Annotated in this window: 8 protein-coding genes; 5 read left to right on the top strand and 3 right to left on the bottom strand. The window is 68.8% G+C overall.

Going from position 1 to position 10,653, the window contains the following annotated elements; translation table 11 throughout:
- Positions 1–9 precede the first annotated feature (9 nt).
- Positions 10–1,317: an acetyl-CoA C-acetyltransferase gene (locus tag ACW173_RS17765; protein WP_492081413.1), complete on the bottom strand. Its 1,308-nt coding sequence runs from the start codon at positions 1,315–1,317 to the stop codon at positions 10–12.
- 153 nt (positions 1,318–1,470) lie between these two features.
- Here ACW173_RS17765 and ACW173_RS17760 point away from each other — a divergent pair, with 153 nt between their 5' ends.
- From ACW173_RS17760 to atzF, 5 genes are read left to right on the top strand one after another with little or no spacing between them, the layout of a single operon-like run.
- Complete coding sequence (locus tag ACW173_RS17760) at positions 1,471–1,947, top strand: CopG family ribbon-helix-helix protein (protein ID WP_492081412.1); 477 nt, start codon at positions 1,471–1,473, stop codon at positions 1,945–1,947.
- Positions 1,944–2,768: an urea amidolyase associated protein UAAP1 gene (locus ACW173_RS17755; RefSeq protein WP_492081411.1), complete on the top strand. Its 825-nt coding sequence runs from the start codon at positions 1,944–1,946 to the stop codon at positions 2,766–2,768. Before ACW173_RS17760 ends, ACW173_RS17755 begins: the two co-directional genes overlap by 4 nt.
- A gap of 9 nt (positions 2,769–2,777) precedes the next feature.
- Positions 2,778–3,404 (top strand): urea amidolyase associated protein UAAP2, encoded by a 627-nt coding sequence (locus ACW173_RS17750; protein ID WP_492081410.1) that lies wholly within the window; start codon positions 2,778–2,780, stop codon positions 3,402–3,404.
- A gap of 10 nt (positions 3,405–3,414) precedes the next feature.
- The gene (uca, locus tag ACW173_RS17745; protein ID WP_492081409.1) at positions 3,415–7,035 is read left to right on the top strand and encodes an urea carboxylase; all 3,621 of its coding nucleotides are present in this window, start codon (positions 3,415–3,417) and stop codon (positions 7,033–7,035) included.
- Entirely contained in the window at positions 7,032–8,804 is a 1,773-nt protein-coding gene (atzF, locus tag ACW173_RS17740) for an allophanate hydrolase (RefSeq protein WP_492081408.1), read from the top strand. The genes uca and atzF overlap by 4 nt, the downstream gene beginning before the upstream one ends.
- A gap of 267 nt (positions 8,805–9,071) precedes the next feature.
- Here atzF and ACW173_RS17735 read toward each other — a convergent pair whose 3' ends face one another.
- On the bottom strand, positions 9,072–9,836 hold the full coding sequence (locus ACW173_RS17735) for an ABC transporter ATP-binding protein (protein WP_492081407.1): 765 nt from the start codon (positions 9,834–9,836) through the stop codon (positions 9,072–9,074).
- Entirely contained in the window at positions 9,836–10,651 is an 816-nt protein-coding gene (locus tag ACW173_RS17730; protein WP_492081406.1) for an ABC transporter permease, read from the bottom strand. The genes ACW173_RS17735 and ACW173_RS17730 overlap by 1 nt, the downstream gene beginning before the upstream one ends.
- Positions 10,652–10,653 lie beyond the last annotated feature (2 nt).

The raw sequence follows: 10,653 nt of genomic DNA, 5'->3' as shown, positions 1-10,653 counted from the left end.
CCATCTTCCTCAGACCCGCTCGATCAGCATGGCGCCGCCCTGCCCGCCGCCGATGCACTCGGTGGCGATACCGCGCTTCAGGTCGAGGCGCTCCAGGGCGTTGATCAGGTGCAACACGATACGGTTGCCGCTGGCCCCGACCGGATGGCCGAGACTGATCGCCCCGCCGTCCACGTTCAGGCGATTGCGATCGATGGCGCCCGCCGCGCGGGGCAGGCCCAGCACCCGCCGGCAGAAATCCTCGTCCTCCCAGGCGGCCAGACAGGCCAGCACCTGAGCGGCGAAGGCCTCGTTCAGCTCCCAGAGCTCGATGTCCCGCAGGGATAGGCCCGCGCGCCGCAGCAGTGGCGTCGAGGCCAACACCGGTCCCAGCCCCATGATCGACGGATCCAGCGCGGCCCACTCACTATCGAGGATGACGGCGCGGGGCTTCAGACCATGCTCCCGCACCGCCTCTTCCGAGGCCAGGATCACCCACGACGCGCCGTCGGTGATCTGCGAGCTGTTGCCGGGCGTCACCTTGCCGAACGGCCGCTCGAAGGCCGGCTTCAGCTTGGCCAGTTTCTCGACCGAGCTGTCGGGGCGCACGCCATCGTCGTGGTCGTGCACGGTCCCGTCGCGGGCGAAGGCGGGCTCGACCTCGCCGGACAGCCAGCCTGCGCTCTGGGCCTTGGCCAGGCGATGGTGGCTCTCGACGGCATAGGCGTCGGCAGCCTCGCGGCTGATGTCGAAATAATGGGCCAGGACCTCGGCGGTCTGGCCCATGCCGAGGTCGGTGATCGGGTCGGTCAGGCCGCGCTCAAGGCCCACGACCGGGGTCAGCATGTCAGGTCGGAAGCCGGCCATCGCCTTGACCTTGTCGATCGGGGCCTTAGCGCGTTGCAGGGCCGACAGCCACGCGACCGCCGACTGCTTCAGCACCAGCGGCGCGTGGCTCAAGGCCTCGGCGCCGCCGGCCAGGATCAGGTTCGACGAGCCCTCGCGGATGTAGCGATAGGCCGTGTCGATCGACTGCATGCCCGAGCCGCAATTGATCGCCACCGTGAAGGCGATCATTTCCGGCCCGCAGCCCAGCCGCAGAGCCGCCACCCGAGCGGGGTTCTGCTCGTCCGCGATGACATTGACGCAGCCCAGGATCACCTGGTCGAAGGCGTCCGGCGCGAACGGCTGGCGCAGCAGCAGCGGCTGTCCGCACTGGACGGCCAGATCCACCGGCGTGAACGGTCCCGGCCCGCCGCGCGCCTTCAGGAACGGCGTCCGCGCGCCGTCGACGACATAGACCGGCCGGTCGGCGACCGGGCTCCTGAGAACGCTCATGTCGCTGCAATTCCTGGATCGGCGATAGGTTTCATGCGCCGAGCGTCGCTGCGCAAGGATCGTACGCCGCCCGCCCAAAATCGAGGCGCCCGAGGCTCGCCCTACGGCGCACCCAGTATTACATATTGAACTCTTCGTAATATCGACGATGGGATGCCCGACATGGATACGTCCACTTCCACCCTGGCGCGTTTGAGCATCAGCCTACCGGCCGAGCTGATGACCCAGCTCGACGCCATGGTCGCCGAGCGCGGCCTGCCCAGCCGCTCGCAGATGATCGCCGAGCTGATCCGTCACGAGCTGGCCGAGCACAGCGGCGAGCGGCCCGACGCGGTGCTGGCAGGCACCATAACCCTTATCTACCGAGCCGAAAGCGGCCGAGTCCGTCACGCCTTGGCCCAGACGCAGCTGGGGTACGTAAAAGAGGTGATCTCGGCCCAGAACGTCTTCTTGGAGGACGACCAGGCCATGGAGGTCCTGTTGGTCCAGGGGCCGTCCGAGCGCCTCCAGCAGCTGTGCGACGACCTGCGCAAGGTGCGCGGCGTCCAGCAGATCAAGCTCGTCACCACCACCGCCCTGCTGCCGCCGCTGCACTTCCACGGCGACGAGCCCGACGGAGAGTCCCCATGACCGAAACCGCTACGCCGTACGCCGCCCAGGCTCATGCCCGCGCCCAGGCCGGGACGCGTGTCGAGGCCATGCCGACCGTGCCGGCCAGCGCGGCCGCCGACCTGCCGCCAGGCGTCTCGGCTAGTGACGTGGTCTGGGACGAGACCATCGCGCCGGGCGGCTACGCCAGCCGCCAGATCGCCCGGGGCTCACGCCTGCGCCTGACGGATCTCGCCGGCGACGCGGCCGTCTCGCTGCTGATCTTCAACGCCGAGCGGCCGATCGAGCGCCTCAACATCGCCGACACCCTGAAAGTCCAGTGGAACGGCTACCTCGGCCAGGGCCGCCTGCTGCTGTCCGACATGGGCCGGGTTCTGGCCAGCATCATCAAGGACGAGGCCGGGACGCACGACGCCTTCTGCGGCGCCTCGAACCAGGCCAGCAACGCCCGCAAATACGGCGACGGCTTCAACCACGGCGCCCATCCCAACGCCCGCGACCGCTTCTCACTGGGCGTGGCCAAGTTCGGCCTGGGCCGCAAGGACATCCATCCCTGCCTGAACCTCTTCAAGGAGGTGCGTATCGGCCAGGGCGGCGAGACGGTGATCGATGTCGGTCCCTACGTCGCCGGCCGCACTCTCACTCTACGCGCCGAGATGGACCTGATCGTGGTCCTGGCGAACTGCCCCCACGTTCTGGACCCGCGCGAGACCTACGCCGTGACCCCGGTGCGCGCCACCGCTTGGCGTGGCCCGATCACGCCCGCCGATGACCCGATACGCATCGCGACGCCCGAGGGCCTGCGCGCCTTCCTGAACGTCGAAGACTACTTCTCGCGCTGAGGCCCCGTCATGGCGTTCGATCCTCCGCCCCTCGCCCACATCGTCCACGACGAGGTTGTCCCCGCGCGTGCGCCCTGGGTGCACGCTGTGAAAGCCGGGCAGACGCTGCGCATCGTCGATTTGGAGGGCAACCAGGCCGTCGACTTCCTGGCCTACAGCGCCGCCGACGACACCGAGCGCTACAGCGCCCAGGACACCATCGCCGCCCAGAAGAACATCTTCCTCCGCGAGGGCTCGGTGCTGCTGTCCAACGAGGGCGCGCCGATGATGACGGTAACGGCGACCGCCGTGGCCTATCACGACACCATCGGCGGGGCCTGCTCATGCGAGAGCAACACTCTGCGCTATGGCCATCACACCAAAGGCCAACACGCCTGCGTCGAGAACTTCCTGGTCGCCAACGCCAGCCAGGGACGCGGCAAGCGCGACATGGTCAGCAACGTCAACTGGTTCATGAACGTGCCGGTCGAGGCCGACGGAGCCTTGGGCATCGTCGACGGCATCTCGGCGCCCGGCCTGTTCGTCGACCTCCGCGCCGAGATGGACGTCATCGTCGTCGTCTCCAACTGCCCCCAGATCAACAACCCCTGCAACGGCTTCAACCCGACGCCGGTACGCATGATCATCGCCCAGTAGGACCCTACCGATGTTCGACAAGGTCCTGATCGCCAACCGCGGCGCCATCGCGTGCCGCATCATCCGTACACTGAATGTCATGGGCGTGAAGTCGGTGGCGGTGTTCAGCGACGCCGACGCCGGCTCGTTGCACGTGTCGCTCGCCGACGAGGCCGTGCGCCTGGGCCCCGCCCCGGCCGCCGAGAGCTACCTGCGCGCCGACCTGGTGCTGGCCGCCGCCAAGGCGACCGGAGCCCAAGCGATCCACCCCGGTTACGGCTTCCTCAGCGAGAACGCCGCGTTCGCCCAAGCCTGCGAGGACGCGGGCGTGGCCTTCATCGGCCCAACGCCCGACAATATCCGCGCCTTCGGCCTGAAGCACACGGCCCGGGACCTGGCCCAGGCGCATGGCGTGCCGCTGGCGCCCGGCACCGACCTACTGGTCGATCCGCGGGCGGCGCTGGAGGCGGCGGAGCGGATCGGCTTCCCCGTGATCCTCAAGGCCACGGCCGGCGGCGGCGGCATCGGCATGCGGGTCTGCGAAACCGCCGAGGCCGTCGAGGAAGCCTTCGCGGCCGTCCAGCGCCTGGCGACCGGCAATTTCAGCGACGGCGGCGTCTTCCTGGAGCGCTATGTCCGGAAGGCCCGCCACGTCGAGGTGCAGGTGTTCGGCGACGGCGCCGGCAAGGTCGTGGCCCTGGGCGAGCGCGACTGTTCCCTGCAACGCCGCAACCAGAAGGTCGTCGAGGAGACCCCCGCCCCCGGCCTGCCCGCCGCCACCCGCGCGGCCCTGCTGGACGCGGCCGTCCGCCTGACCTCGGCGGCCGACTACCGCTCGGCCGGCACGGTCGAGTTCCTGTACGATGCCGACCGCGACGATTTCTTCTTCCTGGAGGTGAACACCCGCTTGCAGGTCGAGCACGGCGTGACCGAGCAGGTCACCGGCGTCGATATCGTGGAATGGATGGTGCGCGGCGCGGCCGGCGACTTCGCCTTCCTCGACGTCCCGCCGCCCGAGCCCAAGGGCGCGTCGATCCAGGTCCGCCTCTATGCCGAGGATCCGGCCCAGGACTATCGCCCCAGCTCAGGCGTGCTCACCCAGGTGACTTTCCCGGACGGCGTCCGAGCCGACGGCTGGGTGGTCGACGGGACCGAGGTCAGCGCCTTCTATGACCCGCTGCTGGCCAAGCTGATCGTCACCGCGCCGGATCGCGAGGCGGCCGTCGTGGCCTTGCAGCAGGCCCTGGACGAGACGCGTCTGGCCGGTATCGAGACCAACCTGGACTGGCTGCGCGCCGTGGTTCGCAGCGAACCGTTCGTGACCGGCCAGGTCTCGACCCGCGCCCTGGAAACCGTGACCTGGACGCCCGACACCATCCAGGTGCTGAGCGGCGGCCCGGCCACCACGGTGCAGGACTGGCCAGGCCGGCAAGGCTACTGGGACGTCGGTGTGCCACCATCTGGCCCTATGGACGCCTTCGCGTTCCGCCTCGGCAATCGGTTGCTAGGCAACACGACCGACGCGGCCGGGTTGGAGATCACCGCCCTCGGCCCGACGATCAAGTTCAACCGCGCCGCCGTCGTTTGCCTGACTGGCGCCCGCTTCGACGCGCGCCTGGACGGCGCGGCGGTCGAACCCTACGCGCCGCTGACGATCCGGCCCGGCCAGGTGCTGAAGATCGGCCGGGTGATCGAGGCCGGCTTGCGCGGCTATCTGCTTTTCCAAGGCGGCTTGGACATGCCGGCCTATCTGGGCAGCCGTTCGACCTTCACCCTGGGCGGCTTCGGCGGCCATGCCGGGCGCAACTTGACAGCCGGCGACGCTCTGCGCCTCGTGCCAGCGGTCGCGACCACGGCGCCAGCCCTGGCCGAGAACCTGTGGCCCGAAACGACCAAAGCCTGGACCATCCGTGTCCTGCCTGGCCCGCATGGCGCTCCGGACTTCTTCACGCCCGCCGACGTCGCCATGATCGGCGGCACGGACTGGAAGGTGCACTACAACTCCAACCGCACCGGCGTGCGCCTGGTTGGCCCCAAGCCCGAATGGGCGCGGCGCGACGGCGGCGAGGCCGGACTGCACCCGTCCAACATCCACGACAACGCCTACGCCATCGGGGCCGTCGACTTCACCGGCGACATGCCGATCATCCTGGGCCCGGACGGCCCGTCGCTGGGCGGCTTCGTCTGTCCGTTCGTGATCATCGAGGCCGACCTCTGGAAAGCCGGCCAGCTGGCGCCGGGCGACACAGTCCGCTTCGCCGTGGTCAACGACGCGACGGCCGCTGAGGCGCTCGAGGCGCAGGAGGCCCTGATCGCCAACCTCGCGGCCTCGCCTGAACCGGCCTCGCCGCCGGTGGACGAGCAGGCCAGTCCGATCCTCCACGAGCTACCGCAAGACGGCCACCGTTCGCGCGTGCTCTACCGACGCCAGGGCGACCAGCATCTGCTGGTCGAATACGGCCCGATCGTACTGGATCTGGAGCTGCGTCTGCGCATCCACGCTCTGCTGCTGGACCTCCAGGCTCAGGCGCTGGAGGGGGTCATCGACCTGACGCCGGGCATCCGCTCGCTGCAGGTCCACTATGACAGCCGCCGCCTGACCCAGGCCAAGCTGTTGGAAATCCTGGTCGCCGCCGAGGACCGGCTGGGCGGACTGGACGACTTCGAGATCCTCTCGCGCGTCGTCCACCTGCCGCTGTCGTGGAAAGACCCGGCGATCTACCAGACCATCGACAAGTACATGCAGGCCGTGCGCGACGACGCGCCCTGGTGTCCGGACAACATCGAGTTCATCCGTCGCGTCAACGGCCTGAACAGCATCGAGGACGTTAAGCGGATCGTCTTCGACGCCAGCTATTTGGTCATGGGCCTGGGCGACGTCTATCTGGGCGCGCCGGTCGCCACGCCGGTCGACCCACGTCATCGCCTGGTGACCACCAAGTACAACCCCGCCCGCACGTGGACGCCGCCCAACGTGGTCGGCATCGGCGGCGCCTATATGTGCATCTACGGCATGGAGGGCCCGGGCGGCTACCAGCTGTTTGGCCGCACGATCCAGGTCTGGAACACCTGGCGTCAGACCGAGGCCTTCACCGACGGCAAGCCCTGGCTGCTGCGCTTCTTCGACCAGATCCGCTTCTTCCCGGTCAGCGCCGACGAACTGACCGAGTGGCGACGCGACTTCCCGCTGGGCCGCCGCCAGATCCGCATCGAAGAAGAGACCTTCCGCCTCTCGGACTACCGCAAGATGCTGGCCGAGGAGGCCGACAGCATCGCCGCCTTCCAGGCCACGCGCCAAGCCGCCTTCGACACCGAGCGCGCCGACTGGGAGGCCAAGGGAGAATTCGCTCGCGTCGAGGCCCTGTCCGGTTTCGCCGACGCCAAGGAAGCGACGGCGGCCGTGGAGGTCCCGCCCGGCGCCGACCTCGTCGAGGCCCCGCTCGGTGGCAATGTCTGGAAGGTGCTGGTCGAACCCGGCCAGCGGGTGGAAGCCGGCGCGGTTATCGCGATCATCGAGGCCATGAAGGCCGAGTGCGACGTCTCCACGCCAGTCGCTGGGATCGTGAGCGCCGTCTACGCCCAGCCCTCGCAATCCATCGCCGCCGGCGCGCCAGTCATCGCCGTCACCCCGGACCTAGAGGCCGCGGCGTGAGCTTCGAACGCCTCTCCGTCGAAGCGATCGCCCAGGCCGTGAACGGCGGGGCCAGCGCCGTCGAGGTCGTCCAGGCCGCGCTCGGTGCGGTCGCCGCCTATGACGTGATCCAGCCTCAGGTCTGGATCCTGCGCCTGCCCGCCGAGGCTGTCCTGGCCCAGGCCCGGGCGGTGGACGCCCGCATCGCCACCGGCGAGACCCTGCCGCTGGCCGGCGTTCCGTTCGCGGTGAAAGACAATATCGACGTCGGCGACCTGCCGACCACGGCCGCCTGCCCGACCTTCGCCTATACCCCTGGGCGCTCCGCGACCGTCGTCGAGCGCCTGGTCGCGGCCGGGGCGGTTCTGATCGGCAAGACCAATCTCGATCAGTTCGCCACGGGCTTGGTCGGCGCCCGCAGCCCCTACGGCGCGCCGCGTTGCGTGTTCAACCAGGCCTTTGTCAGCGGCGGCTCGAGCTCGGGCTCGGCCGTGGCGGTCGCGGTTGGGCTGGTCGCCTTTTCCCTCGGCACCGACACCGCTGGTTCGGGTCGCGTGCCGGCAGCGTTTAACCACCTTGTCGGCCTCAAGCCCAGCAAGGGGCGCTGGAGTACGCGTGGCCTGGTCCCCGCCTGCCGGTCGCTAGACTGCATCAGCGTCTTCGCCGCTGACATCGCCGGCGCGACCCTCGTGGACAAGGTTCTGGCCGCCTTCGATCCCGAGGACGATTATTCCCGCCATCTGCCTGACGCGCCCATCGGCGGTCGCCGCTTCGCGGTCCCCCTGCCCGATCAGCGCATCTTCTTCGGCGACGGCGAGTCGGAGACCCTCTACGCCACCGCCATCGCGCGCCTGCAGGCCGCCGGCGGCGTCGCCGTCGAGGTCGACATCGCCCCGCTGCTGGACGCGGCCAAGCTGCTCTACAGCGGCCCCTGGGTCGCCGAGCGCACCGCCGCCGTCGAGCCGCTGCTGCGCGCCACGCCCAGCGCGATCGAGCCAACCGTACGCGCCATCGTGCAGGGCGGCCTGGCCGTCACCGGCGTCGAGACGTTCCGAGGGCTCTACGCGCTGGAAGGCTATCGCCGGGCGGCCGAGGCGATCTGGAAGGTCGCCGACTTTCTTTTCCTGCCGACGACACCGACCATCTATCGGCTGACGGAACTCAAGGCCGAGCCCTTGGCGCTGAACGCCAATCTCGGCCTCTACACCAACTTCGTGAACCTCCTGGACCTCTCTGCCCTCGCCGTTCCGGCCGGCTTCCGGGCCGATGGGACGGGCTTTGGCGTCACCCTGGTCGCCCCCGCCTTCGCCGACCGCGCGCTGCTGGACCTGGCCGGCCGCTATCTGGAGACCTTCCCCATGGCCGACACGCCCCCTCTGGACCTGACGCCTCACAAGCCCGGCGTGAAGCTAGCCGTGGTCGGCGCCCACCTGGGCGGCATGCCGCTGCACTGGCAGCTGACCTCGCGCGAGGCGCGGCTGGTCACGGCGACCAAGACGGCCCCAGCCTACAAGCTCTACGCCATCGCCAATTCGACGCCGCCCAAGCCGGCGCTGGTGCATGTGGGCGACGGCGGCAGTTCGATCCAGGTCGAGGTCTATGAGCTAAATGTCGAGGCGTTCGGCGGCTTCACGGCCGAGGTCCCCGCCCCGCTGGCGATCGGCACCGTGACCCTGGAGGACGGAACCTCGGTGAAGGGTTTCGTCGCCGAGCCCCGCGCCCTCGATGGCGCGACCGACATCACTCACCTGGGCGGTTGGCGGGCCTATATCGCTTCGCTTGCGAGTTAGCGATTTCGCACCGCACAACGAAAAAGCCCGCGAACCAGGTTCGCGGGCCTTTCAAGGTCGTGCGAGACGACGGTTCGCGGTTTGAGGCCTTAAGCCGTGGCGCGAGCCGCCTTCAGAGCCGACAGGGTCAGATAGATCAGGCTGAACATTCAGTTTTTCCATTGCGACAGGCGAAGGGGCACAATCTCCCTTCGAGCCACTCATATAGAGTGACAACGTTGTCACAACAAGAAGGCGATGCTGCGGTGCAGCGTCGCAGGTGAAGCCCTACCCGCCCAGTCCCACCAAGGCTTCCGGCCCCATCGCTCCCGGCTTGTCCAGCGGGAAGTCGTAGACCGCCGTCGCGCCGTAGCGATGTGGCGCATGCGGGTCGCGGCGGCGCTTGTCAAAGGCCAGCACGCGTGTGCCCAACTTGAAGGCCTCCTTGATGTCGTGGGTGACCATCATGATGGTCAGGCCGTTGTCGCGCCAAAGGCTGGTGATCAATTCGTGCATGTCCAGGCGCACGCCAGGATCGAGGGCGCCGAAAGGCTCGTCCAGCAACAGGATGCGAGGCTTCTTAATCAGGGCCTGGGCGATGGCCAGGCGCTGCTGCATGCCGCCCGACAGCTTGGCCGGATAGAGGTCGCCGCTGTCGGCAAGGCCCACGGCGGCCAGCATGGCGTCGGCCTCTTCCAGCGCCTTGCGGCGACGCGCGCCGGCGAGCTTGCCCAGAAACGGCGAGCCGGCGCAGTCTAGGCCGAAGACGACATTGTCGCGGGCCGACAGGTGCGGAAACACCGAATACTTCTGGAACACCACCCCGCGATCGGGCCCCGGCTCGGCGCGCAGCTTGCCGCCGTCAAGGTCTATGGCGCCGCGCGTCGGCTTCTCTTGGCCGATGATCAGCCGCAGGAAGGTGCTCTTGCCCGCCCCGGACGGGCCGACGATCGAGACGAAGCTGCCCTGCTGGATCGACAGGTCGACGCTTTCGAGCACGACCTTGTCGCCGTACTCCACCCAGACGTTGCGGAAGGTCAGCAGGCCGCCCATCAGCGCGCCCTCTCCGGATAGGCCCAAGGGTAGGCGCGGTGGGCGATCAGCCGCAACGTGACGTCCATCGCCACCGCCAGGATCGAGATCCAGGCGACGTAGGGCAGGATGATGTCCATCGACAGGTACCGGCGAACAAGGAAGATGCGGTAGCCCAGGCCCGTGTCGGCGGCGATGGCCTCGGCCGAGATCAGGTAGACCCAGGCTGGGCACAAGGAGAGGCGCAGGCTGTCGATCAAGCGCGGCATGGCCTGGGGCAAGGCCACGCGGACGGCCAGCTGCCAGGTGCTGGAGCCCAGGGTCTGGGCCTTGACCAGCTGTTCCTCGGGAATGGCGGCGACGTGGGCGGCCAGGTCGCGGACCATGACCGGCGTCACCCCGATGACGATCAGGGCGATCTTGGCCGTCTCGCCCAGGCCGAAGACGATGAACAGGATCGGCAAGACGGCAATGGGCGGGATCACCGCGATCCCCGCCACTAGCGGCCCGAACTTGGCGCGCAGCAACGGCAGCAGACCCAGGCCCAAGCCCAGGATCAGGCTCAGCGCCGTGGCGATCAGCAGAGCCAGGCCGATACGCTCCACGCTGGCCAGGGTGTCGACCAGCAGCGGCGCATGGCCGGTCAGTGGGTCGACCCTGGCCATCAGTTGCACGGCCTCGACCATGGCGGTCGGCGTCGGCAGCAGCTTGTCGCGCGAGTTTTCGGCGTGACGGGCCTGCGAGGCCATCAGGTAGAGCAGCGCCGCGGCCAGCAGCGGGATCATCCCGAGCAGGACCGCGAGACCGCCCCGGGGCCTGACGTTGAGGAGGCGCATGA

The sequence above is a fragment of the Caulobacter sp. ALps2 genome (assembly GCF_058681635.1).
This window is presented reverse-complemented; position numbering and strand designations above follow the sequence as displayed.

Bases quoted from the DNA above. Each gene is read 5' to 3' on its own strand.
- ACW173_RS17765 (WP_492081413.1), bottom strand. From the start codon at position 1,317: ATGAGCGTTCTCAGGAGCCCGGTCGCCGACCGGCCGGTCTATGTCGTC.
- ACW173_RS17750 (WP_492081410.1), top strand. From the start codon at position 2,778: ATGGCGTTCGATCCTCCGCCCCTCGCCCACATCGTCCACGACGAGGTT.
- ACW173_RS17730 (WP_492081406.1), bottom strand. From the start codon at position 10,651: ATGCGCCTCCTCAACGTCAGGCCCCGGGGCGGTCTCGCGGTCCTGCTC.
- uca (WP_492081409.1), top strand. From the start codon at position 3,415: ATGTTCGACAAGGTCCTGATCGCCAACCGCGGCGCCATCGCGTGCCGC.
- ACW173_RS17760 (WP_492081412.1), top strand. From the start codon at position 1,471: ATGCCCGACATGGATACGTCCACTTCCACCCTGGCGCGTTTGAGCATC.
- ACW173_RS17755 (WP_492081411.1), top strand. From the start codon at position 1,944: ATGACCGAAACCGCTACGCCGTACGCCGCCCAGGCTCATGCCCGCGCC.
- ACW173_RS17735 (WP_492081407.1), bottom strand. From the start codon at position 9,836: ATGGGCGGCCTGCTGACCTTCCGCAACGTCTGGGTGGAGTACGGCGAC.